The sequence below is a fragment of the Aquipuribacter sp. SD81 genome, from assembly GCF_037153975.1.
In the GTDB taxonomy this organism is placed as follows: Bacteria; Actinomycetota; Actinomycetes; order Actinomycetales; family JBBAYJ01; genus Aquipuribacter.
The window spans coordinates 61281-86849 of the sequence record NZ_JBBAYJ010000013.1 but is presented as its reverse complement, the minus strand read 5'-3'; the positions used below and the strand labels follow the sequence as shown (position 1 = coordinate 86849).

At 76.7% G+C, this 25569-nt stretch carries 28 protein-coding genes; 16 read left to right on the top strand and 12 right to left on the bottom strand.

Annotated features, from left to right (window positions below; translation table 11 throughout):
• Positions 1–9: 9 nt before the first annotated feature.
• Positions 10–768 (bottom strand): hypothetical protein, encoded by a 759-nt coding sequence (locus tag WAA21_RS09825; protein WP_336922609.1) that lies wholly within the window; start codon positions 766–768, stop codon positions 10–12.
• Positions 769–809: 41 nt separating this feature from the next.
• Positions 810–1940: a fatty acid desaturase family protein gene (locus WAA21_RS09820; RefSeq protein WP_336922608.1), complete on the bottom strand. Its 1131-nt coding sequence runs from the start codon at positions 1938–1940 to the stop codon at positions 810–812.
• A gap of 216 nt (positions 1941–2156) precedes the next feature.
• On the opposite strand from WAA21_RS09820, the gene WAA21_RS09815 reads away from it, so the two are divergent.
• Complete coding sequence (locus tag WAA21_RS09815; protein ID WP_442893259.1) at positions 2157–5042, top strand: FAD-binding and (Fe-S)-binding domain-containing protein; 2886 nt, start codon at positions 2157–2159, stop codon at positions 5040–5042.
• A 52-nt stretch (positions 5043–5094) separates the two neighbouring features.
• A complete protein-coding gene (locus WAA21_RS09810; protein ID WP_336922607.1) occupies positions 5095–7398 on the top strand; it encodes a bifunctional diguanylate cyclase/phosphodiesterase in 2304 nt (767 codons plus the stop codon).
• On the opposite strand, the gene WAA21_RS09805 is transcribed toward WAA21_RS09810, so the two are convergent.
• Positions 7376–9196 (bottom strand): NAD(P)/FAD-dependent oxidoreductase, encoded by a 1821-nt coding sequence (locus tag WAA21_RS09805; RefSeq protein WP_336922606.1) that lies wholly within the window; start codon positions 9194–9196, stop codon positions 7376–7378. The two genes, WAA21_RS09810 and WAA21_RS09805, sit on opposite strands and share 23 nt — an antisense overlap.
• Before the next feature lie 83 nt (positions 9197–9279).
• Here WAA21_RS09805 and WAA21_RS09800 point away from each other — a divergent pair, with 83 nt between their 5' ends.
• The 6 genes from WAA21_RS09800 to WAA21_RS09775 all read left to right on the top strand — a co-directional run bounded on the left by WAA21_RS09800 (position 9280) and on the right by WAA21_RS09775 (position 14199).
• Complete coding sequence (locus WAA21_RS09800) at positions 9280–9759, top strand: gamma-glutamylcyclotransferase family protein (protein ID WP_336922605.1); 480 nt, start codon at positions 9280–9282, stop codon at positions 9757–9759.
• 90 nt (positions 9760–9849) lie between these two features.
• Positions 9850–11292 (top strand): NADP-dependent phosphogluconate dehydrogenase, encoded by a 1443-nt coding sequence (gene gndA, locus WAA21_RS09795; protein ID WP_336922604.1) that lies wholly within the window; start codon positions 9850–9852, stop codon positions 11290–11292.
• A gap of 1 nt (position 11293) precedes the next feature.
• On the top strand, positions 11294–12118 hold the full coding sequence (locus WAA21_RS09790; RefSeq protein WP_336922603.1) for a DsbA family protein: 825 nt from the start codon (positions 11294–11296) through the stop codon (positions 12116–12118).
• A 1-nt stretch (position 12119) separates the two neighbouring features.
• The gene (locus tag WAA21_RS09785) at positions 12120–13370 is read left to right on the top strand and encodes an amidohydrolase (RefSeq protein ID WP_336922602.1); all 1251 of its coding nucleotides are present in this window, start codon (positions 12120–12122) and stop codon (positions 13368–13370) included.
• Positions 13361–13765 (top strand): FluC/FEX family fluoride channel, encoded by a 405-nt coding sequence (locus tag WAA21_RS09780; RefSeq protein WP_336922601.1) that lies wholly within the window; start codon positions 13361–13363, stop codon positions 13763–13765. Before WAA21_RS09785 ends, WAA21_RS09780 begins: the two co-directional genes overlap by 10 nt.
• The gene (locus tag WAA21_RS09775; protein WP_336922600.1) at positions 13762–14199 is read left to right on the top strand and encodes a CrcB family protein; all 438 of its coding nucleotides are present in this window, start codon (positions 13762–13764) and stop codon (positions 14197–14199) included. The genes WAA21_RS09780 and WAA21_RS09775 overlap by 4 nt, the downstream gene beginning before the upstream one ends.
• Before the next feature lie 63 nt (positions 14200–14262).
• On the opposite strand, the gene WAA21_RS09770 is transcribed toward WAA21_RS09775, so the two are convergent.
• Positions 14263–14949 carry a uracil-DNA glycosylase gene (locus WAA21_RS09770; RefSeq protein ID WP_336922599.1) on the bottom strand — a complete coding sequence of 229 codons (687 nt, stop codon included), beginning with the start codon at positions 14947–14949 and terminating at the stop codon, positions 14263–14265.
• A 73-nt stretch (positions 14950–15022) separates the two neighbouring features.
• Here WAA21_RS09770 and WAA21_RS09765 point away from each other — a divergent pair, with 73 nt between their 5' ends.
• The 3 genes from WAA21_RS09765 (at position 15023) to WAA21_RS09755 (ending at position 16679) form a co-directional block, all read left to right on the top strand.
• Entirely contained in the window at positions 15023–15550 is a 528-nt protein-coding gene (locus tag WAA21_RS09765; RefSeq protein ID WP_336922598.1) for a DUF6992 family protein, read from the top strand.
• 180 nt (positions 15551–15730) lie between these two features.
• Entirely contained in the window at positions 15731–15976 is a 246-nt protein-coding gene (locus WAA21_RS09760; RefSeq protein ID WP_336922628.1) for a DUF3263 domain-containing protein, read from the top strand.
• Positions 15977–16019: 43 nt separating this feature from the next.
• The gene (locus WAA21_RS09755; protein ID WP_336922597.1) at positions 16020–16679 is read left to right on the top strand and encodes a LytR C-terminal domain-containing protein; all 660 of its coding nucleotides are present in this window, start codon (positions 16020–16022) and stop codon (positions 16677–16679) included.
• On the opposite strand, the gene WAA21_RS09750 is transcribed toward WAA21_RS09755, so the two are convergent.
• A complete protein-coding gene (locus WAA21_RS09750; protein WP_336922596.1) occupies positions 16636–17157 on the bottom strand; it encodes a hypothetical protein in 522 nt (173 codons plus the stop codon). The genes WAA21_RS09755 and WAA21_RS09750 overlap by 44 nt on opposite strands.
• 203 nt (positions 17158–17360) lie before the next feature.
• Here WAA21_RS09750 and WAA21_RS09745 point away from each other — a divergent pair, with 203 nt between their 5' ends.
• Positions 17361–17564: a cold-shock protein gene (locus WAA21_RS09745; protein ID WP_336922595.1), complete on the top strand. Its 204-nt coding sequence runs from the start codon at positions 17361–17363 to the stop codon at positions 17562–17564.
• Between the two features lie 101 nt (positions 17565–17665).
• Here WAA21_RS09745 and WAA21_RS09740 read toward each other — a convergent pair whose 3' ends face one another.
• The 3 genes from WAA21_RS09740 to WAA21_RS09730 form a co-directional block, all read right to left on the bottom strand.
• Entirely contained in the window at positions 17666–18277 is a 612-nt protein-coding gene (locus WAA21_RS09740; protein WP_336922594.1) for a type 1 glutamine amidotransferase domain-containing protein, read from the bottom strand.
• Complete coding sequence (locus WAA21_RS09735) at positions 18274–18480, bottom strand: hypothetical protein (protein ID WP_336922593.1); 207 nt, start codon at positions 18478–18480, stop codon at positions 18274–18276. Before WAA21_RS09735 ends, WAA21_RS09740 begins: the two co-directional genes overlap by 4 nt.
• A 97-nt stretch (positions 18481–18577) precedes the next feature.
• A complete protein-coding gene (locus tag WAA21_RS09730) occupies positions 18578–18733 on the bottom strand; it encodes a hypothetical protein (protein ID WP_336922592.1) in 156 nt (51 codons plus the stop codon).
• Between the two features lie 340 nt (positions 18734–19073).
• Here WAA21_RS09730 and groL point away from each other — a divergent pair, with 340 nt between their 5' ends.
• Together groL and WAA21_RS09720 are read left to right on the top strand one after the other, a co-directional pair.
• Positions 19074–20699: a chaperonin GroEL gene (gene groL, locus WAA21_RS09725; RefSeq protein WP_336922591.1), complete on the top strand. Its 1626-nt coding sequence runs from the start codon at positions 19074–19076 to the stop codon at positions 20697–20699.
• A 173-nt stretch (positions 20700–20872) separates the two neighbouring features.
• Positions 20873–21223 (top strand): hypothetical protein, encoded by a 351-nt coding sequence (locus WAA21_RS09720; RefSeq protein WP_336922590.1) that lies wholly within the window; start codon positions 20873–20875, stop codon positions 21221–21223.
• A gap of 76 nt (positions 21224–21299) precedes the next feature.
• Here the strand turns inward: WAA21_RS09720 and WAA21_RS09715 are convergent, their stop codons facing one another.
• Positions 21300–21785 carry a hypothetical protein gene (locus tag WAA21_RS09715; RefSeq protein ID WP_336922589.1) on the bottom strand — a complete coding sequence of 162 codons (486 nt, stop codon included), beginning with the start codon at positions 21783–21785 and terminating at the stop codon, positions 21300–21302.
• Between the two features lie 101 nt (positions 21786–21886).
• Here WAA21_RS09715 and WAA21_RS09710 point away from each other — a divergent pair, with 101 nt between their 5' ends.
• Entirely contained in the window at positions 21887–22360 is a 474-nt protein-coding gene (locus WAA21_RS09710) for a molybdenum cofactor biosynthesis protein MoaE (protein WP_336922588.1), read from the top strand.
• Between the two features lie 32 nt (positions 22361–22392).
• Here the strand turns inward: WAA21_RS09710 and WAA21_RS09705 are convergent, their stop codons facing one another.
• Both WAA21_RS09705 and moaA read right to left on the bottom strand, forming a co-directional pair.
• A complete protein-coding gene (locus WAA21_RS09705; protein WP_336922587.1) occupies positions 22393–22656 on the bottom strand; it encodes a MoaD/ThiS family protein in 264 nt (87 codons plus the stop codon).
• A gap of 1 nt (position 22657) precedes the next feature.
• Positions 22658–23740, bottom strand: a complete 1083-nt coding sequence (moaA, locus tag WAA21_RS09700) for a GTP 3',8-cyclase MoaA (RefSeq protein WP_336922586.1) — start codon at positions 23738–23740, stop codon at positions 22658–22660.
• Between the two features lie 70 nt (positions 23741–23810).
• On the opposite strand from moaA, the gene WAA21_RS09695 reads away from it, so the two are divergent.
• The gene (locus tag WAA21_RS09695) at positions 23811–25178 is read left to right on the top strand and encodes a GH1 family beta-glucosidase (protein WP_336922585.1); all 1368 of its coding nucleotides are present in this window, start codon (positions 23811–23813) and stop codon (positions 25176–25178) included.
• Positions 25179–25216: 38 nt separating this feature from the next.
• Here the strand turns inward: WAA21_RS09695 and WAA21_RS09690 are convergent, their stop codons facing one another.
• On the bottom strand, positions 25217–25507 hold the full coding sequence (locus WAA21_RS09690) for a WXG100 family type VII secretion target (RefSeq protein WP_336922584.1): 291 nt from the start codon (positions 25505–25507) through the stop codon (positions 25217–25219).
• Between the last annotated feature and the right edge of the window lie 62 nt (positions 25508–25569).

The following is a 25569-nucleotide window of genomic DNA, read 5'->3' as shown; positions in this document are numbered from 1 at the left end:
CGGTAGGGCTCAGGCGGCGGTGCCCTCGAGCCGCTCGTCCACCCGTCGGTCGAGCTCGGCGACGAGTCGCCGGACCTCCGGCTGCCGCAGCGCCGCGAGCACGCGGTCGACCCCGGCGTCGACGTCGCCGCCCGGCTCGAGCCCGCCGTCGCCCCGGTCCCGGTCGAAGCGCTCGCGGGCGTAGTCGACGAGCGCGCCGGACAGCCCGCGGGCACCGCCGACGGCGTCCCGCAGCACCGCCTGCACGAGCCGGAGGTCGAGCTCGTCGAGGACGGCGTCGACCGCGCGCCTCACCGCGCGGGCCTCGCGCCGGAGCCCGGCCGGGTCCGCGTCGTCGGCGAGACCGCCCCGCTGCAGCACACGGTGCGTGGTCCGGGACAGCGCGAGCACGCGGGTGAGGTCCGCCGGCACACCCCGGACCGCCCCGACGAGGCGGACCCACTTGCGGGCGGGCCACAGCAGCACCTTGGCCGGCAGCCCCGCGACGGCCCCCAGCAGGCTGCCGGGACGGTCGACGAGGTCCTCGACGCGCTCGAACGGGTACGTGCGCCCCGACGCCCGCAGCGTGCGGCGGACCGACTCGCGCACGGCCCGGGCCGCGAGCGCGTCGTCGAGGACGGGCAGCGGCACGAACCGCGCGGTCGCGGCGACCAGGCCGCACACCACCCAGTCGCGCAGCAGCGTCGGGGGCACCGACGCGGGCGCGGGCACCTGTTCGCCGGGACGGCTCTCGGTGTCGGGGCCGGCGGCGTAGGGGGGCGTCGTCATGGTCGTGCTGTGCCCTACCCGGGGGCACCGGAAACGGGCGCTCAGCCGGTGGGCGGGGCCACGAGCCGGTACCGGGCGACGAAGGGGCACGAGAACGGGTCGGCGCGCCGCTGCCCCACGCCGTCGAGGTAGCGACGTACCTCGCCGTAGGCGGTGAGCAGCGACGGGGAGGCGTAGGAGATGTCGTGGCGGCGGCAGAAGGCCTCGACGACCGGGCGGGCGAGCCGCAGGTGCGGGCGGGGCATGCTCGGGAACAGGTGGTGCTCGATCTGCAGGTTGAGCCCGCCCATGAGCTCGTCGACGGCGCGCCCGCCCGCGATGTTGCGGCTCGTGAGCACCTGCTTGCGGAGGAAGTCGAGCTCGGCCTCCCGCGGCAGCACCGGCATGCCGATGTGGTTGGGGGCGAAGGCCAGGCCCATGTACAGCCCGAAGAGCCCCAGCTGCACCCCGAGGAACGCGGCGGCCTTGCCCGGTGGCAGCACGACCGCCACGAGGGCGACGTAGCCGCCGAGGCGGAGCACCAGGAACGCGGCCTCCAGCCAGCGGCGCCGGAAGCCGCGGCGACCGAACACGACCCGGAGGCCGTGGGCGTGCAGCGCGAGGCCCTCCAGCAGCATGAGCGGGAACACGAACCAGCCCTGCTTGCGCGCGAGCCACGAGCCGGGTCGGGTGCGCGCGGCCATGGCGGCCGGGGTCATCGCGACGGCCCTCGAGCCCAGGTCGGGGTCCCTGCCCTCGCGGTTGGGGTTGCCGTGGTGGCGGCTGTGCTTGCCGGTCCACCACGAGTGGCTCATGCCGAGCAGCAGGTTGATGAGGACGAGCGCCGTCCAGTCGTTGGCGCGGCCGCCGGTGAACACCTGCCGGTGGGCGGCGTCGTGGCCGAGGAACGCCAGCTGCGTGAGCACGACCGCCACACCGCCGGCCAGCAGCAGCTGCCACCACGTGTCGCCGAGCAGCACGTGAGCGGCGAGCAGGCCCGCTAGCAAGAGGGTGCCCGCGACCATGCGGGTGAGGTACCAGCCGGGACGGCGCCGCAGGAGGCCCATGCCGCGGACCTGTGCCGCCAGCTCGGCGTACAGCGTCTGCCCCGACCCGGCCCGGCCGCGTGGCCCGCGGGTGCGGGCGGCGGAGTGCGGGTCGAGCGCGCCGGGGTCGAGGGGGAGAGCGGTCATCGTGGTCCTCCAGGGGCCGTCGGCACGGGCCCGGGCGCGCTGCTCGTGTCCTCCGACTCTGCGCCTCCTGCGGCGGCGCGTCGCGTTGGTGCGCGCCCGCGTCCGCCGGCGGGGAGGTGCGCCACGGCGCCTGCGCCCGCCGGGGCACACTGGTACCGCTGCGGCGACGTGACCGCCCGCGACCACGCGACCAGCCACGACCCCGGGAGGCCTGCCGTGACGCTGCTCGACCGATCGCGCGCCGGCGAGGGCACCGACGGCGGCCCGGGGACGGCGCGCGGGGCGGTCGACCGGCTGCGCCGCCTGCTGCCCGGCCAGGTCGAGGACTCGGTGCGCGTGCGCGCCGAGTACTCCACCGACGCGTCCAACTACCGCGTCGTGCCGGCCGCGGTGGTGGTCGCGCGCCACGTCGACGACCTGCAGCTGGTCGCGGAGGTGTGCCGCGACGAGCGCGCCCCGCTCACCGTCCGCGGCGGCGGCACGTCGGTGGCGGGCAACGCCGTCGGGCCCGGCGTCGTCGTCGACACCAGCCGTCACCTCACGCGCGTGCTCGAGGTGGACCCCGCCGCCCGCACCGCGGTCGTCGAGCCCGGGGTCGTGCTCGCCCACCTGCAGGAGGCCGCGCGCCCGCACGGGCTCCGCTTCGGTCCCGACCCCTCGACCCACGCCCGCTGCACGCTCGGCGGCATGATCGGCAACAACGCGTGCGGCCCGCACGCCGTCGCCCACGGCCGCACCGCCGACAACGTCGTCGCCCTGGACTGGCTCGACGGCACCGGCCGCCGCTACCGCGCGGGGTCCGGGGACCTGTCGGTGGTGCCCGGGCTCGAGGAGCTCGTGCAGGCCTCGCTCGGCACCATCCGGACCGAGCTCGGCCGCTTCGGTCGGCAGGTGTCGGGCTACTCGCTGGAGCACCTGCTGCCCGAGAACGGCCGCGACCTCGCCAAGGCGCTCGTCGGCACCGAGGGCACGTGCGGCCTGCTGCTCGGCGCTACGGTCCGCCTCGTCGACCTCGCGCCCGCGACCGCGCTCGCGGTGCTCGCCTACCCCGACATGGCGAGCGCGGCGGACGCGGTGCCCGCGCTGCTGCCGCACCGTCCGCTGGCGGTCGAGGGCATCGACGCGCGCCTCGTCGACGTCGTGCGCCATCACCGGGGCGAGGCGGCGGTGCCCACGCTGCCCGCCGGGGGCGGCTGGCTGCTCGTGGAGGTCGGTGGCGCCGACGCCGACGAGGCCTTCGCCGCGGCCCGCCGGCTCGCCGCCGACGCGGGCACCGACGCGGTGCGCGTGGTCCCGCCCGGCCCGGAGGCGACGGCGCTGTGGCGCATCCGCGAGGACGGAGCCGGGCTCGCGGGCCGCACCCCCGCGGGCACGCAGGCGTGGCCCGGCTGGGAGGACGCCGCCGTGCCGCCGGAGCGCCTCGGGGACTACCTGCGCGGCTTCGAGCGCCTCATGGCCGACCACGGCGTCGACGGCCTGCCGTACGGGCACTTCGGCGACGGCTGCGTGCACGTGCGCATCGACCTGCCGCTCGCCGACGACCCGGCCCGCGCCCGCGCGTTCCTCGAGCAGGCCGCCGACCTCGTCGTCGCGCACGGCGGGTCGCTGTCGGGCGAGCACGGCGACGGCCGGGCCCGCAGCGAGCTGCTCGCCCGCATGTACGGCCCCGACGCGCTCCGCCTCTTCGAGGGGTTCAAGGCGCTGCTCGACCCGCTTGACGTCCACAACCCCGGCGTGCTCGTGCGCCCGCGCCCCCTCGACGTCGACCTGCGCCGCCCGCAGGCGCTGCCGACCCCGCGCGCGGGCGGGTTCGCGCTGCTGCACGACTCCGGCGACCTCACCCGGGCCGTCCACCGCTGCGTCGGGGTCGGCAAGTGCCGCGCCGACACGAGCGCCGCGGGCGGCTTCATGTGCCCCTCGTACCTCGCGACGCGCGAGGAGAAGGACTCCACCCGGGGGCGGGCGCGCGTCCTGCAGGAGCTGACGAACGGCACGCTCGTCGACGGGGTCGCCCACCCGGCCGTCGCGGAGTCCCTCGACCTGTGCCTGTCGTGCAAGGCGTGCGCGAGCGACTGCCCCGCCGGCGTCGACATGGCGACGTACAAGTCGGAGTGGCTGCACCGGCGCTACCGCGGCCGGCTGCGCCCCGTCGCGCACTACGCGCTCGGCTGGCTGCCGCGCTGGTCCGCGCTCGTCGCGGCGGTCCCCGGGCTCGCTCTCGTCGTCAACACCGTGCTGCGCGCGGCCCCGCTGCGCCGGCTCGTGCTCCGTCTCGGCGGCATGGACCCGCGCCGGTCCGTGCCGCGCTTCGCGGGCCGCACCCTGCGCGCGCGCTGGGCCGCCGACCGGTCGCCGCGGCCGTGGACGACGCGGTCCCCGGCGCCCGCGGGGCCCGTCCTGCTGTGGGCGGACTCCTTCACCGACGGCTTCTCCCCGGACGTCGGCGAGGCGGCGCGACGCGTGCTGGAGGACGCCGGGCACGAGGTCGTGCTCGCCGGCCCCGGCGCCTGCTGCGGGCTCACGTGGCTGTCGACCGGTCAGCTCGACGGGGCGCGCGAGCGGCTGCGGCGCACCCTCGACGTGCTCGCGCCCCACGTCGACGCGGGCCTGCCCGTGGTCGGTCTCGAGCCCTCGTGCACCGTCGCGCTCATGACCGACCTGCCCGAGCTGCTGCCCGAGGACCCGCGGGCCGCACGCGTGGCGGGCGCGGTCCGCACGCTCGCCCAGGTGCTCGGCGAGCGCGTGCGCGACGGCTGGGCCCCGCCGTCGCTGGCCGGCCTGGACGTCGTGGCCCAGCCGCACTGCCACCAGCACAGCGCCACCGGCTACGGCGCGGACCTCGAGCTGCTGCGCGGCGCCGGCGCCACGGTGCGGGCGCTCGCCGGGTGCTGCGGCCTCGCGGGCAACTGGGGGATGGAGGCCGGGCACCACGACGTCTCGGTCGCGGTCGCCGAGCGCGCCCTGCTGCCCGCGCTGCGCGAGGCGGCCCCCGGCACCGTCCTGCTCGCCGACGGCTTCTCCTGCCGCACGCAGGCCGCGGACCTCGCCGGGGTGCCGGGCCGGCACCTCGCCCAGGTGCTCGCCGACCGGCTGCCGGGCTGACAGGGGGCCTCGGCGGCTCAGGAACCCGGGTGGGTCGGCCGATCATGCCCGGGTGACGGAGGTGACCACGCGCGGCGGGCACGCGGCGGCAGGGGCGTGGTGCCGCCTGCTCGCGTGGGCCGGGGTGGTCCTGACGGTGCTCGCCGCGCTCGTCGCGCTCCTGCTCGGACCGCTCGCCCGCGACGTCCTGCTGCACGTCGTCGTCGGGCTCGTGTGCACGACGGGCGGGGCGTGGCTGCTCGCGCGCGCCCGCCCGCTGGCCGCGCCGGAACGCCGTGCCACCGCGGGCCTGCTCGGCGCCGCGTTCGTGGTCTACGGCGCGGGCATGCTGGTGAACGCGACCCAGCCGGGCGTCGCGCACCCCGAGGCGCCGGGCGACCTGCTCGCGCTCGCCGTGACCCCGCTCGTGCTCGTCGCCTTCGCCACCGCGCCCTCCTCGTCACGGGCGGCGCTGCCCGTCACCCGCCTGCTGCTCGACGCGGTGCTGCTCGCCACGGTCGCGACGCTCACCGTGTGGGAGCTGCTGCTGCCCGAGGGGCGCGACCGCGGGCCCGACCGCTACCTGCTGCTCGCCACCCTCCTCGGCCTGGCGGCGGCCGTGGCGGTGCCCTCCCTCGCGGCGGTCCGGGAACGCGGTCGGCGCCTGCCCGTGCTCGCCCTCCTGGTCGTGGCCTTCGTGGTCCCCGACGGGGCGGTGTCCCTCGGGGCGCTCGGCTTCGTGGTGCCGGCGTGGCTGGAGCAGGCGGCCGTGCTGTGGCAGGTGCTCGTGCTCGTCCCGCTCGTGGTCGCGGCCGGCCGCTGGGTGCTGCTGCCCCCGCCCCGGCGCGACGTCGTCCCCGACGGCGACGACGACGAGGGCGGGTCGGCGACGCTCGCGACCGCCGTCTCCGGCGGCCTGCTCGTCGCCGTCCTCGTCGGCGGCGGCATACAGATGCTCGACCCCGTCGCGCTCGGGCTGTCCGTCGCGGTCGTCGTGCTCGTGCTCGGCCGCGAGGTGCTCCTGCTCTCGGTGCTGCGCCGGCTCGTGCGGCGCCTGACGCGCCAGGCCCTCGTGGACCCGCTCACCGGGCTGCCGAACGCCCAGGCGCTCGCGGCGCAGTCGACCCGCCGTGTCGCGGCGGTCGTCGCGGTGGACATCGCCGGCCTCGACGCCGTCAACCAGGTGCTCGGTCGTGCCGGCGGCGACGCCCTCGTGAGGCGCGTCGGGGCGCTGGTCGAGGCGCAGGCGCCGCAGGGCGCGACGTGCTTCCGGGCCGGCGGCGACGAGTTCCTCCTCGTGCTCACCGCGACGGACGAGGGAGGTGGCGCCCTCGAGCCCGCGCTCGCCGCCGCGGAGCGGCTGCAGGAGGACGCGCGCCGCGGCACCACCGGCGACGACGCCGGGGGCGGGGGACGGCCCGAGGACGGCGTCCGGCTGCACGTCGGCGTCGCCGCCGCCGCCGCGGGTGACGCCGCCCCGCTCGCGGTCGTCGTGGAGGACGCCCTGCAGGCGCTCCGCACGGCCCAGGAGCAGCGCACCAACCGTCCGGTCCTGCACGACGACGCCCAGCGCGAGCAGGTGGCGCGCGACCTCGCGGTGCAGCGCCGGCTCGCGGGCGCCCTCGCCCGGGGTGACGTGACGGTGCACCTGCAGCCGATCGTCGACCTCCGCAGCGGCGAGGTCGTCGCGGCGGAGGCCCTCGCGCGCTGGCACGACGAGGAGCTCGGCCACGTGCCGCCACCGGAGTTCGTCGCCGCCGCCGAACGCACCGGGCTCATCGACGACCTCGGTGAGCACGTCCTGCGCACCGCGGTGGCGGACGCGGACGCGGCGGGCCTGCTCGCGGCCGGCCTGCGGCTCACCGTCAACGTCTCCCCGCTGCAGCTGCGCCACCGCCGCCTGCTCGACGTCGTCCGCGACACCGTGGCCGCGCACGGCGTCGGTCCCGGACGGCTGGCGCTGGAGGTGACGGAGTCGGTGCTGCTCGACGACGACGGGCCCGCCCTGTGGCACCTGCACCAGCTCGTGGGCATGGGGGTCGACGTCGTCATCGACGACTTCGGCGCCGGCCACGCCTCGCTCGGCTACCTCCGCCGGGTGCCCGCCGCGACGCTCAAGCTCGACCGCGGCCTCGTCACGTCGGCGGCCGTCGACGTGCGGGCCCGCGCGGTGCTGCTCGCCGGGCTGGAGCTGTGCCGCACCCTCGGCCTCACCAGCGTCGTCGAGGGCGTGGAGACCCAGCAGGTGGCGGCCGAGATGGCCGGACTCGGCGCGGACCTCGGCCAGGGGTGGCTGTGGTCGCGCGCCGTGCCCGCCGCCGAGCTCGCCGCCGCGCTTGGCGCGTCGGGCCGGCTCAGTGCTCGGGTCGGGAGCTGACGGCCTCACCACGGACGTCGAGGTGCCGGTCGCCCGGCACGGCGTCGCTCTCCTCCGCGGTCTCCGACCCGTCGCCGTCCGGGTCGGACCCGCGCGGGCCGTCCCGCTCGACGTCGGTCGACATCGACGTCTGCTCCGTGCCCGTGCGTCCCGGCACGTCCGCGAGGCCGACCTGGTCGCCCGCGTCCCCGCCCGAGGCGGCGTCCTCCGCCGGTGCGGGCGGGCGCTGCGCGAGCGCCCGCCGGGCGATGATCTGCTGCTGCGTGACGGCGCGCTCGGACCGGCCGCGCCCGACGAAGGTGATGGTCCACTTCAGCAGCGTCGTCACCCGGTTCTTGAAGCCGACGAGGTAGAGCAGGTGGACGGCGAGCCACAGCAGCCAGGCGACGAAGCCCGAGAACTTGCGGCCGCTCACGTCCGCGACGGCGGAGAACCGGGCGATCGTCGCCATCGAGCCCTTGTCCTTGTACCGGAACGGCTCACCCGTCTCCTCCCCGGCCAGCGAACGGCGGATCTCCCGGGCGGCGTGCTGGCCGCCCTGGATGGCGACCTGCGCGACACCAGGAAGGCCCTCCAGCGCCATCATGTCGCCGACCACGTGGACCTCCGGGTGCCCCGGCAGGGTGAGGTCGGGCTGCACCTTGACCCGCCCGGCGCGGTCGAGCTCCGCACCGGACTGCTCGGCCAGCAGCGCGCCCAGTGCGCTGCCCTGGACCCCGGCGGCCCACACCTTGCAGCGGGCGTCGATGCGGCGCACGGTGCCGTCGGGGTCCTTGACCTGCAGCCCGGAGCGGTCGACGTCGACGACCATCGAGCCGAGCTGCACCTCGACGCCCATCTTCTCCAGCTGCCGGTGCGCGGCCTCGCCGAGCTTCTCGTCGAAGCCCGGGAGCACGCGGGGGGCGGCGTCGAGCAGCACGACCCTCGCGCTCGTGGGGTCGATGCGGCGGAAGTCGCTGCGCAGCGTCTGCCGGGACAGCTCCGCGATCTGCCCCGCCATCTCGACCCCCGTCGGGCCGGCGCCCACGACGACGAAGGTGAGCAGCCCCTGGCTCTCGCGCTCGTCCCACGCGAGCTCGGCGAGCTCGAAGGCGCCGAAGATGCGACCGCGCAGCTCCAGCGCGTCGTCGATCGACTTCATGCCGGGCGCGAACACCGCGAACTGGTCGTTGCCGAAGTACGACTGCCCGGCCCCGGCCGCCACGACGAGGTGGTCGTACGTCGTCACGGTCTCGGTGTCCACGACGCGGGAGCGCACGCAGCGGTTCTCCAGGTCGATGCCCGTCACCTCGCCGAGCAGCACCGTGGCGTTGCGCTGGCCGTTCAGGACCTCGCGGGTCGAGGGGGCGATGTCGCCCTCGGACAGGATGCCCGTGGCCACCTGGTACAGCAGCGGCTGGAAGAGGTGGTGCGTCGTGCGCGAGACGAGCGTGACGTCGACGTCGGCCGTGCGCAGCGAGCGCGTCGCGAACAGGCCGCCGAAGCCGGAGCCGACGACGACGACGTGCGGTCGCCCGGTCGTCCGCCGGTGCGAGCCGTCGCGCGAGTCGACGCGGGTGGCGACCGGGCCGGTGACGAGGCTCGGCTCGTGCGGGCTGGTGTCGGGCACCCCGGCCCCGTCGTCGGTCGCCTCCGGCGCGCCGGCGCCGCCCGCGTCCCCGGTGCCGCGGCCGGCCCGCCGCGGGCCCGCCCCGTGCCGCTCGCGGTGCTCCGGGTGCGGGTCCGGGCTGCCGGGTCCGGGCGGGCCCTGGGTGTGGAAGTGCGTCATGGTCCCCTCCGCCGGTGCGGCTGCGTCCACGGTCCCCGCCAGCGTCCCAGCCGTCGCCGCCGACGGCGAGACGACGCGGTCCGGGCGGCGGTGGGCCGTGGCAGCCTGACGCCGTGACGAGGGTCCCCCACCCGCCGCCGGTCGCCGACCGGCGCCTCCCGCTCGACCTCGCGGTGTACGGCACGCTGCGCCGGGGCTGCCGCAACGCGCACCTGCTCGCCGGCGCCGAGCCGCTCCTCGACGGCGTCGTCCACGGCGCCCTGCACGAGGTGGCCGTGCCGCTCGGCCGCGACTTCCGCTACCCGCTGCTCGTCGTGGGCGGCCCGGGGGCCGCCGCGGCCGGCCTCGTCCGCGTCGAGGTCCACCGGGTGCACGACGAGCCCACGCTCGTCGCGCTCGACGCCCTCGAGGCCTACGACCCGGCCTCGCCCGCGACGAGCGAGTACGTGCGGGTGCGCGTGCCGCTGCTCGACGCGACCGGGGGCGCGACCCCGCACGAGGTGCAGGTGTACGCCTACGCCGGGCACGTCGACGGGCTCGGCGAGGTGCTGCCCGGCGGCGACTGGTGCGCCCACGCCGGGTCGGCGGCGTGAGGGCGCACCCACCCCGCGGTGCCGCGGCGGGGTGCCCCAGCCGGTGGGCACCCGCTGAGCGCCCGGGCCCGCTCGGGTAGGAATACGGTCATGAGCGCACGCGCGGACGTCGGAGTCATCGGTCTGGCCGTCATGGGCCGCAACCTCGCGCGCAACCTCGCGCGCCACGGCCACACGGTGGCCCTGTACAACCGCAGCCCGGAGAAGACCCGCTCGCTCGTGGCGGAGCACGGCGACGAGGGCACGTTCGTGCCGAGCGAGTCGCTGGAGGACTTCGTCGCCTCGCTGCGCACCCCGCGCGCGGTCGTCGTCATGGTGCAGGCGGGCGCGGGCACCGACGCCGTGGTCGACGCCGTCGCCGACCTGCTCGAGCCGGGCGACATGGTCGTCGACGGCGGCAACGCGCTGTTCGGCGACACGATCCGCCGCACCGAGGCGCTCGCGGCCCGCGACCTGCACTTCGTCGGCGCGGGCATCTCCGGGGGCGAGGAGGGCGCGCTCAACGGCCCCTCGATCATGGTCGGCGGCTCCGACACCGCCTACGAGACGCTCGGGCCGCTCGTGGAGAGCATCGCCGCGGTCGTCGACGGCACGCCGTGCGCGGCCCACCTCGGCACCGACGGCGCGGGCCACTTCGTCAAGATGGTCCACAACGGCATCGAGTACGCCGACATGCAGCTCATCGGCGAGGCGTACGACCTGCTGCGCCACGTCGCGCGGCTGTCGCCCGCGGAGATCGCCGACGTGTTCCGCGAGTGGAACACCGGCGAGCTCGACTCCTTCCTCATCGAGATCACCGCCGAGGTGCTCGCCCACGTCGACGGCGCCACCGGACAGCCGTTCGTCGACGTCGTCGTCGACGAGGCGGGCATGAAGGGCACCGGCACGTGGACGGTGCAGACCGCGCTGTCGCTCGGCACCCCCGTGAGCGGCATCGCCGAGGCCGTCTTCGCGCGGGCGCTGTCGAGCCACCGCGAGACCCGCGACGCCGTGCAGCAGGCCTTCGGCACCGCCGACGGCTCCGCGGTGCCCGCCCCGGACGACGTGCCCGCCTTCGTCGAGGCCGTCCGCCGGGCCCTGTACGCCTCGAAGATCGTGAGCTACGCGCAGGGCTTCGACATGCTGTCCGCGGGGGCCGCCGAGCACGACTGGCACCTCGACATGGGCACGATCGCCACCATCTGGCGCGGCGGCTGCATCATCCGGGCGCGCTTCCTCGACCGCATCACCGAGGCGTACCGTGAGCACCCCGACCTCGTCAGCCTGCTCGCCGCGCCCGCCTTCCGGGAGGCGCTGGAGGGTGCCGGCGAGGCGTGGCGCGAGGTCGTCGCGACGGCCGTGCGCGCCGGCGTCCCCGTGCCGGGCTTCTCCGCGGCGCTCGCGGCCTTCGACGGCAACCGCCGCGAGCGGCTGCCCGCCGCGCTCGTGCAGGGTCAGCGCGACCTGTTCGGCGCGCACACCTACCGGCGCGTGGACGGCGAGGGCCGCTTCCACGTCATGTGGGGCGAGGACCGCCGGGAGGTGCCGGCCTGACATGGCCCGCAACCTGCGCCCCGAGCAGCGCGAGGCCCGCCTGGAGGCGATCCGCCGCCAGAACGCGGCCGACGCGCGCCGGGCGCGGCTGCTCACGACCGTCGCGGTCGGGCTCGTCGTGCTCCTCGCCGTCGGCGTCGGCCTCGCGGTGTGGCTCTCCGCCCGCGACGGCGGCGGCGGCGACTCCGCCGGCGGCCCGGACCTCGTCCTGCCGGCGGGCACGACGCCCACCGACCCGGAGGAGCCGCTGAGCGGCGGGTTCCTCGTCGGCGAGGCGGGCGACGTCCGCGTCGTCGTGTTCGAGGACTACCAGTGCCCGGCGTGCCGGGCCTTCGAGGCCGAGGCCGGGGAGTACCTCGCGGGGCTCGCGGCCGGCGACGAGGTCTCCCTCGTCCGGCGCCCCGTCAGCATCCTCGACCGCGTGGGCGACGGGTACTCCACCCGCGCCGCCGCCGCGGCCGCGTGCGTGGGCGAGGCCGACCCGGACGCCCTCGAGCGGTGGGGGGCCCGCCTGTTCGCCGAGCAGCCGGCCGAGGGCGGCAGCGGCCTGCCCGACGAGCGCCTCGTCGAGGTCGCCGCCGAGGAGGGCGTCGACGTCGCCGCGTGCGTCGAGGAGGGCCGCTACCTGCCGTGGGCGGAGGCGACGACGGAGCAGGCCGCCGAGGAGCTCGGCCGCCTCGCGACGCCCACCGTCGTCGTGGCCGGCGAGGTCGTGACCGGCGCGCAGGGCGGCTACCCGTCGCTGCCGGAGCTGCGCGACGCGGTCGACGCCGCGGTCGACGCCGCCGGCGGGGCGACCGACGGGACGAGCGGGACGGAGGGCTGAGATGGCCACCGAGGGCTTCACCGGTCCGCCGGTCGGACCCGGCCGCGACGTCGCGGTCGTCGGCGGGCGGGTCGTCCCCGTCGACGGCGAGGTGCTCGAGCGGGGCACCGTCCTGGTCCGCGACGGGCGGGTCGTCGCGGTCGGGCGCGTCGACGACGTCCCCGTGCCGGACGGCGTCCCCGTGCACGACGCGGCCGGCCGCTGGGTGCTGCCCGGGTTCGTCGAGGCCCACGGCCACCTGGGGGTGCTCGAGGACGGCGAGGACTGGCCCGGGCGCGACCACAACGAGACGACCGAGGCCAACACGGCGCGGCTGCGCGCGCTCGACGCCGTCAACCCCGCCGACGTCGCCTTCGTCGACGCGCTCGGCGGCGGCGTGACGACCGTCGTCGTCAAGCCCGGCTCCGCCAACGTCGTCGGCGGCCGGACGGCCGCGCTCAAGACGTGGGGCCGCACCGCGGACGAGATGTGCCTCAAGGAGCCGGCGAGCATCAAGAGCGCGCTGGGGGAGAACCCCAAGCGGGTGCACGGCGACCGCGGGCGGCTGCCCACCACCCGCATGGGTGTGGCGGCCGTGCTGCGCGACGCGGTCGCGACGGCGCGCTACCACCGCCTGCAGCAGCTGCAGGCGCAGGAGAAGGGCGAGATCGGGCCGCCGCCGGACCCCACGAGCGAGACGCTGCTGCTCGCGCTGGACGGCGAGGTCCCGTGGTCGCAGCACGCGCACCGCCGCGACGACATCGCGACGGCCGTCCGGCTCGCGCGCGAGCTCGGCTACCGCCTCGTCCTCAACCACGCGACCGAGGGCCACCTGCTCGCCGAGGAGCTCGCCGCGGCCGGCGTGCCGTGCGTGGTCGGCCCGACGCTCGGCTCCCGCGGCAAGGTCGAGCTGCGCCACCGCACGCTGCGCACGCCCGCCCTGCTGGCCGCCGCGGGCGTCGAGGTGGCGCTCACCACCGACCACCCCGTCGTGCCCATCGCGTTCCTCGTCCACCAGGCGACGTTCGCGGTCAAGGAGGGCCTGGACCGCGACCTCGCGCTCCGGGCCATCACGGTCAACCCGGCGCGGTTCATGGGCCTGGACGACCGGGTCGGCGCCCTGCGCCCCGGCCTGGACGGCGACGTGGTCGTGTGGGACGGCGACCCGCTCGACGTCATGAGCCGCGCCCTCACCACCTACGTGCAGGGGCGGCGCGTGTACGACTTCGACGCGACCCGGCTGGTGGGCCGGGCCGCGGACCCGTGGGGCTGACGCCGCCGGCTGCTCGACCGGCGCCGTCGGGGCCGCCCGGGCCGCCCGCGCTGGTCGCGACCGCGGCGGGCGGAGCGCTCGGCGGCCTCGCGCGCGTGGCGACGGAGGTGGCGTCCTCCGTGCAGCCCGGCCTGCCGCACTGGGCGGCGCTCGTCGCGGTCAACGTGCTGGGCAGCCTGCTCGTCGGCTGGGCCACCGCGCGCGGCGGCCGCTGGGGCCGGCCGTGGGTGACCGTCGGCGTGCTCGGCGGGTTCACCTCGTTCTCCGGCTGGGTGCTCGACGTGCTGCGGCTCGCCGAGCCCGCACCCGTCCTCGCGCTCGCGCTGCTCGTGACGGTCCCCGTCGCGACGGTCGCGGCGTGCCTCGCGGGCCTCGCCCTGGGCGGGCGCCGGTGAGCGCGGCCGGCGCCGCCGTGCTCGCCCAGACGGTGTGCCTCGTGCTCGGCGCGGGGGCCGGCGCCGCGCTGCGGGCCGCGGTCCTCGCGCGCGTGTCCGCCGCCTCCCCGCCCGTCCGGCGTGCCGGGACCGCGTGGGTCAACGTGCCGGCGTCGTTCGCGGCCGCCGTCGTGCTGTCGTGGCTCGTCGCCTCGGGGCGGGCGGAGCCGCTCGCCGTGGGCGGCGCGGACGTGGCGGGCCTGGCCGCGGCCCTCGCGCTCGGGGTGTGCGGCGGGCTGTCGACGTGGTCCTCGCTCGCGCTCGAGCTCGCCGGCGCGGTGCGCTCCGGCGACCGGTCGAGGCTGCTCGTGCCCGCGCTGGGCGTGCTGGCCGGTGTGGCGGCGGGGGTGGCCGGCACCGGGGTCGTCGTCACCGTCGCGCTGCTGTGGCCGTGACGGGTGGCGCCCCGCGACCGGGCCGTGCCGCGGGTGCCGCGGGTGCCGCGGGCCGGTGCGGCCTCAGGAGTCGCCGGGCAGCCGCCAGTCGACCGGCTCGGCCCCCTGGGCGCGCAGCGCCTCGTCGACGCGGCTGAACGGGCGGGAGCCGAGGAAGCCCCGCGCGGCGGACATCGGGCTCGGGTGGGCGCTCTCGACCAGCGGCGTCCCCGGCAGCAGCGGGGCGAGCACGCGGGCGTCGCTGCCCCACAGGACCGCGACGAGCGGTCCGCCGCGCGCGGCGAGGGCGCGGATGGCCGCCTCCGTCACCCGCTCCCAGCCGCGGCCGCGGTGCGAGCCCGGCGCTCCGGGGGACACCGTGAGGACGCGGTTCAGCAGCAGCACGCCCTGCTCGGCCCACGGCGTCAGGTCGCCGGAGGCCGGCGGCGGGAGGCCCAGGTCGCTGTGCCGCTCACGGAAGACGTTGGCCAGGCTGCGGGGCACCGGGCGCACGTCCGGGGCTACCGAGAACGACAGCCCGACGGCGTGGCCCGGAGTCGGGTACGGGTCCTGCCCGACGACGAGGACCCGCACGGAGTCCAGCGGCGCCTCGAGGGCGCGCAGCACGCGCGGGGCGGCCGGCAGGTAGCCGCGGCCGGCCGCCTCCTCCGCGTCGAGGAAGCGCCCGAGCCGGTCGAGGGTCTCCTCGTGGGGCACGAGCGCGTCGAGCCACGAGGGGTGGACGAGGTCGCGCAGGGGTCCCGTCGGCACCCGCGCATCCTGCCGGACGCCGCCGTCGGCGGCCCGGCGTGCGCCACACCCCCGGCGCCCGCAGCATGGCCGGGTGCCCGACCACCGCGAGACCCCCGAGCGCCGCGCCCGGACGGCAGGGAGCGCGGGGGTGGGCGAGGCGCTCGCGCGGCTGCGCCGCGGGCTCGCGGTCGCGCTCGGCGCGTGGGGCGGCGCCTCGGTGGTGGCCGGTGCCGGGCTCGCCGTGCTCGACCGGCTCGGCCGAGGCGGCGGCGCGCTGCGCGGCGCGGCACGGCAGAGCGCGGCGTGGGGCGCCGTCGACGTCGTCGTGGCCCTGCTCGCCGCGCGCGACGCCCGCCGCGCGCGCGGGGACCGCAGCCCCGCGGGCGAGCGGCGGGACGCGGAACGGCTGCGCCGGGTGCTGCTGGTGAACGCCGGCCTCGACGTCGGCTACGTCGCGGCCGGTCTGGCCCTGCTGCGGCGGCGCCGGCTCCGCGGGTCCGACGTGACGGGGGACGGCGCCGCTGTCGTCGTGCAGGGCGCCGCCCTGCTGGTCGTGGACGTCGCCGCCGCCCGCCGGCTCGGGCGGGCGCTGCGGCGCGCGCGAACCACAGCCGTGTAACTCGGTTGCTACGCTCGCCGCGTGGCCGCCCCGTCGAACGACCCGCGCCGTGCCGCGGCGCCGGCGCCCGACGTGGAGGTCCTCGCCCTCGAGCTCGGGGCGGTCGACGCCGAGGTGGGCGCCGACGAGGGCCACGACCGGCTCCCGGACACCGCGGGCGCGACGGGGGTCCCGCCCGGGCTGAGCGCCCGCGAGGTCGACGTGCTCGCCTTCGAGCGGCAGTGGTGGACGCAGCCCGGGTCCAAGGAGCAGGCCGTCCGGGAGCGCTTCGGCGTGGGGCCCACCCGCTACTACCAGGTCCTCAACGCGCTGCTCGACCGCGAGGCCGCGCTCCGGCACGACCCGATGCTCGTCAAGCGGCTGCGGCGGGCGCGCGCGCAGCGCCGCCGCACCCGCACGGCGCGCCGGCTCGGCATCGAGCCCTGAGGTCGCGCGGCGCCACGGCCGCCGCCCGGTAGCCTCCGCAGCGATGGACGACCTCGCCGTGCCCCAGCACCACCGCTCGGGCGCGCACCGCGCGCGCCGGCACCCCCTGCTCACCGTCCTCGCCTCGCTCGCGGCCGTCGCCGTCTTCTCCGGCGTCCTGCTGTGGGCGCTGCTCACCTTCGACGTGCTCGGGGCCGGCGAGCGCCTCGGCGACGGGCTGGCGTCGCCCTCGGGGTCGGCGAGCACGTCCGCGGAGGCGACCGCTCCGGCCGCCGCGCCGACGGACGCCGCCGAGCCGTCCGCGGGAGCCTCCGCCGTGCCGACGGGCGAACCGACGGACGCCGGCTCCGGCGCGTCGTCGGGCGAGGCGCCGACGTCGACCGGGGCCACGGACGCCGCGTCGGAGGCGGGTGCGGCGGAGGTCGACCGCACCGTCGGCGTCGACGTCCTCAACTCCACGCAGACGACCGGGCTGGCCGCCGGCGCCGCGGGCGACCTCGAGACCGTCGGCTGGACCATCGGCGACGTGGGCAACTACCGGGCCGGCGAGGTGCCGACCACCGTGCTCTACCCCGCCCCGGACCTCGCCGCGACCGCGGAGGCGCTCGCCGACGACCTGGGTGTCGGCGTCGTCGAGCTGTCCTCCGACGTCGAGGTCGTCACGGTCGTCCTGGGGACTGACTTCGCCGACCTCGCCGGCTGAGCAGGCGCCGCGGCGGCCGCCACTGGTAGCCGCCGTCCGCGAGCCCGGCCGCGACCTCGAAGCCGTTGCCCGAGTGCACGTCGCCGTGGCGCAGCAGCGACCACAACGACGCGGCGGCGTAGGCGGGCAGGAAGCCGAGCGGCCCGCGCCACGCGGCCCACTGCCCCGCGTGCCGGGCCTCGTGGTCCAGCAGTGTGGGCCGGCGCGCGAGCAGGTCGGCGACGTCCTCGACGCCCTCGACGCGTCGGACGAGCACGACGTCGCCCAGGCACATCGCGGCCGCCCGGGTCAGCGGGAACGCCCTCGGGTGGTGCAGCGCGACGAGCAGGCCGTGCGGTCCCGGCCGCAGCGCGAGGCCGCGGCGCCGTGCGGCCCACGCGCCGAGCGAGGTCGCGCCGGAGCGGGCGTTGGCGCGGCGCCGCCGGAGCACGGTCGCGTCGGCGACGGCGTCGGGCTGTCCGGCATGCGGGCGGGGCACGGCTCCATCGTTGCCCCTCCTGCCCTGCCAGGCACTACGCTGGCCGCGGTTGAGCACGACGGCCCGCACGGGGCTCGAGGGATGAGGCACCGCTTCAGGGGCTGAAGACCGTTCGCGTGAGACCCGGCGTCCCGGTCCCGGGTCGCCGACGACCCGGGGAACTCCCGGGGCCGCGCAGCGGCACCATCAGCAACAGGAGCACCATGGCACAGGGCACGGTCAAGTGGTTCAACGCCGAGAAGGGCTTCGGCTTCATCACGGTCGACGGTGGCGGGGCTGACGTCTTCGTCCACTGGTCGGCGATCCAGGCGCAGGGCTACAAGTCCCTCGACGAGGGCCAGCGCGTGGAGTTCGAGGTGGGCCAGGGCCAGAAGGGCCCGCAGGCGGAGTCCGTCCGCCCCCTCTGAGGCGTGGGCCGGCGTGACGCCGGCCGCCGCTCTCCGCACGAACGCGAGGGGCGCCACCCGTGTCGGGTGGCGCCCCTCGTCGTGCTACGGGGTGGGTCCGCTCAGGAGGCGGGGTCCTTGGAGAGCGCCTCGGTGCCCTCGACGACGGAGCCGCTGTCCTCCAGGGCGTCCTCGAGCGAGCCGTCGAGCAGCTCCACGAGCGCCTCGCAGAACACCGGCAGGTCGTCGGGGTTGCGGCTGGTGACGAGCGGTCCGGCGCCCGCGCGGTCGACGACGAGCTCGGAGTCGACCCAGTCGCCTCCCGCGTTCGTGATGTCGGTGCGCAGGCTCGGCCACGACGTGAGGCGCCGCCCGACGAGCTGCTGGGTCTCCACCAGGGTCCACGGGGCGTGGCAGATGGCGGCGACGGGGGTGCCTGCCTCCATGGCGGCGCGCACGAACCGGACGGCGTCCTCGTCGGTGCGCAGCGCGTCCGGGTTGGCCACACCGCCCGGCAGGACGACGGCGGCGAAGTCGCCGACGTCGGCCTGCGACACCTGCTGGTCCACCGGGAACGTGTCGGCCTTGTCGAGGTGGTCGAACGCCTGCACCTCGCCGTCGGTGGTGCTCAGGAGCACCGGCTCGTGGCCGGCGTCGCGCACCGCCTGCCACGGCTGCGTCAGCTCGACCTGCTCGATGCCCTCGTGGGCGACGAGGAACGCGACCCGGCTCACGCGGCGACCTGCTGGGTGGCCGGGGCAGCGGCGCCCTCGCGCACGGCGGGCACGCGGACGGTGGCCGGACGCGCGTCGACGCTCCGGCGGACGGGGGAGCGGTGCCGGGCCGGCTGCTTGAGCAGCTGGTCCTCGACGCGGTCCATGCCGAGCACGAGACCGAGCGCGGCGAGGGGGACGACGAGGAGTGCGAGCAGGATCATCATGACGAGAGGAGCTCCGGGTGCGAGGTGGGCGGACGGATCTTCGGTGCTGCGGGTGCTGGGGTGCTGCGGGTGCTGCGCTGGAGCGACTGCGGGGTCAGACGCGTGAGGACCGGCCTCGGCCCAGGAGGATGCCCACCAGGCCGATGACGAGGACGATCACGCCGATCCAGATGAGGAACTCGGCCACGCCGGAGAACCCGACGATGGCGAGGATCACTCCGACGACGATGAGGATCAGCCAGAGAGGCATGTCGGTTCCTTCCGTGGGGTGAGCGGGGGGTCGTCCGCTGCAGGTGGCGTACCCCCGCCCCGGCCCGGCGAAACGTCACGAGCAGGTCACGGAACGACTGCCACCGGGACGGCGCAGGAGCCCTCCGCAGCGGGCGGGGTTTGCACTCGCACCCGTCGAGTGCCAATAATGCGACTGGCACTCTCATGCCGGGAGTGACAGAAGACCACGGGGCGAGCAGCCCCGCGGACCGGCAGGCGAGGGCAGGGTCCGACCGGGACGTGACCGGCGGGGCGTGCCCGTCCGTCGCGGGCGTCGTCCGGTCCGAGCCACCCACCGTGTGCGGAGGGACCACCACCAGATGGCCAAGATCATCGCTTTCGACGAGGAGGCCCGGCGCGGTCTCGAGCGGGGTATGAACACCCTCGCCGACGCCGTCAAGGTCACCCTCGGCCCCAAGGGCCGCAACGTCGTCCTCGAGAAGAAGTGGGGCGCACCCACGATCACGAACGACGGCGTCTCCATCGCCAAGGAGATCGAGCTCGACGACCCGTACGAGAAGATCGGCGCGGAGCTCGTCAAGGAGGTCGCCAAGAAGACCGACGACGTGGCCGGCGACGGCACGACGACGGCGACCGTCCTCGCCCAGGCGCTCGTCCGCGAGGGCCTGCGCAACGTCGCGGCCGGCGCCAACCCGATGGCGCTCAAGCGTGGCATCGAGAAGGCCACCGCGGCCGTGTCCGACCAGCTCCTCAGCATGGCCAAGGACGTCGAGACGAAGGAGCAGATCGCCTCCACCGCCTCGATCTCGGCCGCCGACACCCAGATCGGCGAGATGATCGCCGAGGCCATGGACAAGGTCGGCAAGGAGGGCGTCATCACGGTCGAGGAGTCGCAGACCTTCGGCCTGGAGCTCGAGCTCACCGAGGGCATGCGCTTCGACAAGGGCTACATCTCGCCCTACTTCGCGACCGACACCGAGCGCATGGAGGCCGTGCTCGAGGACCCCTACGTCCTCGTGGTCAACTCCAAGATCTCGACGGTCAAGGACCTGCTCCCGCTGCTGGAGAAGGTCATGCAGTCCGGCAAGCCGCTCTTCGTGATCTCCGAGGACGTCGAGGGCGAGGCGCTCGCCACGCTCGTCGTCAACAAGATCCGCGGCACGTTCAAGTCCGCCGCCGTCAAGGCCCCGGGCTTCGGCGACCGGCGCAAGGCCATGCTGCAGGACATCGCGATCCTCACCGGCGGCCAGGTCATCTCCGAGGAGGTCGGCCTCAAGCTGGAGAACGCGACGCTGGACCTGCTGGGCCGTGCGCGCAAGGTCGTCGTCACCAAGGACGAGACCACGATCGTCGAGGGCGCCGGCGAGTCCGACGCCATCGCCGGGCGGGTCAACCAGATCCGCACGGAGATCGAGAACAGCGACTCCGACTACGACCGCGAGAAGCTCCAGGAGCGCCTCGCCAAGCTCGCCGGCGGCGTGGCCGTCATCAAGGCGGGCGCGGCCACCGAGGTCGAGCTCAAGGAGCGCAAGCACCGCATCGAGGACGCCGTCCGCAACGCGAAGGCGGCCGTCGAGGAGGGCATCGTCCCCGGCGGCGGCGTCGCGCTCGTCAACGCGCTGCCCGCGCTCGACGGGCTCGACCTGAGCGGCGACGAGGCGACCGGGGCGAACATCGTCCGCGTCGCGCTCGAGGCCCCGCTCAAGCAGATCGCGGTCAACGCCGGCCTCGAGGGCGGCGTCGTGGCGGAGAAGGTCAAGAACCTGTCCGCGGGCCACGGCCTCAACGCGGCCACGGGCGAGTACGTCGACATGGTCGCCACGGGCATCGTGGAGCCGGCCAAGGTGACGCGCTCCGCCCTGCAGAACGCGGCCAGCATCGCGGCGCTGTTCCTCACCACCGAGGCGGTCGTCGCCGACAAGCCGGAGAAGGCCCCCGCGGCCGCCGGCGCCGGCGACGGCGGCATGGGCGGCATGGACTTCTGATCCGGCCGCACCACCTCGCACCACCAGCGGGCGACCGCTGACGGAGGCCCCCGGGTTCGCCCGGGGGCCTTCGTCGTCGGGCGCCCGCCGCGCGCACCGGGTGCCGCCCGGTCGCCCCAGCGTGCGTGTCCCGCCGTCGTGCCCCCGGCGGGCCGCTGTGATCGGATTGCCCCATGAGCGACCAGCCGGAGGAGCCCTACGCGGGCCAGGACCTCGCCGACCCGGACGCACCGCTCGCCACGTCCGGTGCCTCGGCGCCGCACGGCGGCGGGCAGGCGCACGGCGCCCGCGACGCACCCCACCCGCACGGCCCGGAGCACGCCGACCCCGTGCTCGACGAGGTCGAGGCGCACGCCGACCCGGCCGTCGTCGCCCTCGTCCACGAGGTACGGGACCGCTTCGGCGCCCGGGGGCTCCGCGACGCCATCACGCTCGCGGGCTACGAGCTCGACATCGCGGAACGCGCGGCCGCGGAGCTCGCCGCGCTGGGCGACGACTCGGAGCCGGCCACGGGCCCGGCCTGAGCGCAGGAGGGCGTCCGACGCGGCTGCGGGCGGCCGGTCCCTGACGACCGGCCGCCCGCAGCGGTGGAGGCAGGGGTCAGAAGTCCCAGAAGGACGCGTCCGCGCTGCCGACGACGAGGCCGGCGTTGGCCGCGTCCCCGGTGAGGACCGTCGCGGACGTGGCATTGAGGGCGAGCGACAGGTCCGCGCCGACGTCGAACAGCTCGAGCCGGTCGCCGTCGTTGACGACCGCGCTCACCGTGATCGACTCCCCGGTCGTGTCGATCCAGAAGTTGCGCAGCGAGTACTCGTTCTCGCCGCTCAGGTCGGTGACGGTGACGCCACCGACGTGCTTGATGACGCCGCTGGACGGGTTGCCGACGATGCCGAACTCGGGGGCGCCGTCGCCGTCGCGGTCGGTGTAGGGCTTGTCCACGGACACGAGCAGGGACGCGAGCACCTCGTTCGGCACGATCTCGGTGGCGCCGCGGCTGTTGGGGGCGGCGGCCGCGGGGCCCGCCGTGGTGAGGGCGAGCGCAGCGGCGCCGACGAGGGCAGCGGCAGCGGTGGCGGTGCGTGTCATCGAGTACCTCCAGGGGGTCGGACGGTGACCTCTTCCGGGTCACCTGACCGCTCTACCGCGCGAGCGCCGCGGCTGGATGCACGGCACCTACGCTCGACCGGGTGAGCGCCCCGGACCTGCCGTCGTCCCCGCCCGGACCGTGCGTCGTCGTGCGCGCGGAGGTGTCGTCGGAGCCGGTGCGCGCGGCCGACCTCGCCGCCGATGTCGCCGGTCGCGCCCACGGCGCGGTCGTCACCTTCGACGGCGTCGTGCGCGACCACGACAGCCCCGGTCGCGGTCGCGTCGTGCTGCTCGACTACGAGGCGCACCCGCAGGCGGCCGAGGTCGTCCGCGCCGTGGTGGCCGACGTCGCGGCGCTCAGCGGTGCCGGTGCGGTCGCGGTCGTCCACCGGGTCGGCCCGCTCGCGGTCGGGGACTGCGCGCTCGCCGTCGCGGTGGCCGCCGCGCACCGGCGCGAGGCGTTCGAGACGGCTGCCGTCCTCGTCGACGCCGTCAAGGAGCGGCTGCCGGTGTGGAAGCACCAGCACTTCGCCGACGGCAGCGACGAGTGGGTGGGGCTCGGCGGCCTGGCCTGAGCCCGCGCCCCGCCGGCCGGCGTGGGCCTGGCTCAGCCGCCGCTGAAGGGCGGCAGCACGTCGAGCGTCGTCGCGGTCCCGACCGGGGCGTCCGCTCGCGCGGAGACGCCGTCGAGCAGGAACGAGCACGCCGGCAGGACCCGGCCCAGCCCCGGGCGGTCGGCGGCCAGTCGGGCGAGGACCGTCCTCACCGACTCCTCCGGTGCGGCGCCGGCCGTCTCCGCCGGCGTCCCGGCGGCCGCGCGCGCCCCCGCGAACCACCGCACCTGCAGCGTGTCGCCCCCGACGGCCGTCACCTCAGCCGCCGATCGCGCTCATCGGGCGGTCCGGCCGCACGAAACCCGGGTCGTCGATGCCGTGCCCGGCCTTCTTCGCCCACAGCTCCGCCCGCCAGGCGTCGGCGACCTCGCCGTCGTCCGCCCCGGCGCGCAGCAGGCCGCGCAGGTCCGTGCCGTGCGTGGCGAACAGGCACGAGCGGACCTGGCCGTCGGCCGTGAGCCGGACCCGGTCGCAGTCGCCGCAGAAGGGGCGGGTGACCGAGGCGATGACCCCGACCGTCCCGAGGTCGCGGCCGGCCTCGCGCACGTGCCAGCGCTCCGCGGGGGCGCTGCCCCGCGCGCCCACGGGCTCCAGGTCGAGCTCCGTGCCGAGGCGGTCCAGCACCTCCTGCGCGGTGACGAGCGACGTCCGGTCCCACGTGCCGTGCGCCTCCAGCGGCATGTGCTCGATGACGCGCAGCTCGATCCCGCGGGCGCACGCCCAGCGGACGAGGTCGACGACCTCGTCCTCGTTGACGCCCCGCACGACGAGGGTGTTGACCTTGAGCGGCTCCAGCCCCGCCGCCTGGGCGGCGTCGATGCCGCCCAGCACCGCCGCGAGCCGGTCCCGTTGCGTGATCGCGCGGTAGCGCTCCCGGTCGAGGCTGTCGAGGCTCACCGTGACGCGGTCAAGGCCGGCCGCCGCGAGCCCGGCCGCGCGGCGGTCGAGGCCGACGCCGTTGGTGGTGAGGGCCGTGCGGACCGCGTGGCCGTCCGGGAGCCGCAGCCGCGCTGTCGCCGCCACGAGGTCCTCCAGGTCGCGGCGCAGCAGCGGTTCCCCGCCGGTGAACCGGACCTCCTCGACCCCGAGGTCCCGGACCGCGACGCCGATGAGCCGCACCGTCTCCTCCGCCGACAGCAGCTCCGGGCCCGGCAGCCACGGCAGGCCCTCGGGCGGCATGCAGTACGAGCAGCGCAGGTTGCAGCGGTCGGTGAGGGACACCCGCAGGTCCCGCGCGCGACGGCCCCACGTGTCGACGAGGCCGGGCTCGCCCTCGGGGCGGGGCGGCAGGCCGGTGCCCGCACGGGGCACGGCGGGGATGCCGAGGGCGACGGCGCTCACCGGACCAGGGTAGGCACGCTCCCGCCGGCGTGTGCACCGCACGCGGGGCGGCGGCGCTAGGTTCGGGGCCATGGTCGAGCTGCCGCAGGGTGTCGTGTGGGGGGCCGCCACCGCCTCCTTCCAGATCGAGGGCGATCGCGCGGGCCGCGGCGACACCATCTGGGACGCGTTCTGCCGCGTCCCCGGGGCCGTGGCCGACGGCACCGACGGCGACACGACGTGCGACCACGTGCACCGCTACCGCGAGGACGTCGCCCTCCTCGCCGACCTCGGGGTCGACGCCTACCGCTTCTCGGTGGCCTGGGCGCGAGTCCAGCCGACCGGGCGGGGGGACTTCTCCGCCGAGGGCCTCGGCTTCTACGACCGGCTCGTCGACGAGCTGCTCGGCGCCGGCATCGAGCCGTGGGTGACGCTGTACCACTGGGACCTGCCGCTGGAGCTGCAGCACACGGGCGGCTGGGCCTCGCGCCGCACCGTCGACGCCTTCGTCGAGTACGCGCTCGGCGTGCAGGACGCGCTCGGCGACCGCGTCAAGCGGTGGGCGACGCACAACGAGCCGTGGTGCGCCGCGTGGCTCGGGCACGGCTCGGGCGTGCACGCCCCCGGCATCCGCGACCACGCCCTCGCCGCGCGCGCGACGCACCACCTGCTGCTGTCGCACGGGCGGGCGGTCGCGGCCATGCGTCGGCAGGACCCCGACGCGGCCTACGGGATCGTGCTCAACCTCGACACCGCCCGCGCGGGCGACGGCAGCGACGAGGCCCGCGCGGCCCTGCCGCTGTACGACGCGGTGCGCAACACCGTCTGGCTCGACCCGCTCGCGGGCCGCGGCTACCCCGAGGACGCCGTGTCGCTGCTGCACCCGCACCTGGCCGGTGCCGTGGAGCCCGGCGACCTCGAGCAGATCGCGACGCCGCTGGACTGGCTCGGCCTCAACTACTACAACGACGCCGTCTTCGAGGCCGGTGAGGGTGCGGTGCCGACCGTCGAGCTCGTGCAGCCCGGCCTCGAGCTCGTGCGGCAGGTGGACCCCGGCGACGCAGGCACCGCGATGGGCTGGCCCATCACGCCCGACGGCCTCACCGACGTGCTCGTGCGGCTGCAGGAGGAGTACCCGGTGCTCGGGCCGGTCGTCGTCACCGAGAACGGCTCGGCGTGGGACGACGACCCCGCCGCCGGGCCCGACGGGGTCGTCGAGGACCCCCGACGCGTGGAGTACCTCCACGCGCACCTCGCGGCGCTGCAGGCCGCGCGGGACCGGGGCGTCGACGTCCGCGGCTACTTCGCCTGGTCGCTGCTCGACAACTTCGAGTGGGCGCTGGGGCTGAGCAAGCGCTTCGGCATCGTGCGCGTGGACTTCGACACGCTCGAGCGCACGCCCAAGCGCAGCTACCTCGCCTACCGCGACGCGATCGCCGCGGCCCGCGCGGACGCCTGAGGCCCGCGCCCGCCGGCCCCGCGCGGACGGGCGCCCCCTCACGCCGCGAACATGCGCGCGGTGGCGGCCTCCGTCTCCGCGTACTGCCGGCCCGCCTGCGCGAGGGCGAGCTGGATCTGGTCCAGGGAGTCCCGGACCTGCACCTGCGTCGCCCGCCACTGCGCCGACAGGGCGGCGAAGCCGCTGGCCGCCTGCCCCCGCCACACCCCCTGGAGGTCCTCCAGGTGCCGCATCATCGCGTCCACCTCCGCGCTCAGCGTCTGCGACGTCGCCCGCACCTGCGCGCTCGCCGCGTCCACCCGCGCGCTGTCGACCTCGAACCGTGCCATCGTCCGCTCCCGTCCGTCCTGGCCGGGACGCCGTGCCCCGGTGCCCTCCACCCTGCGGTGCG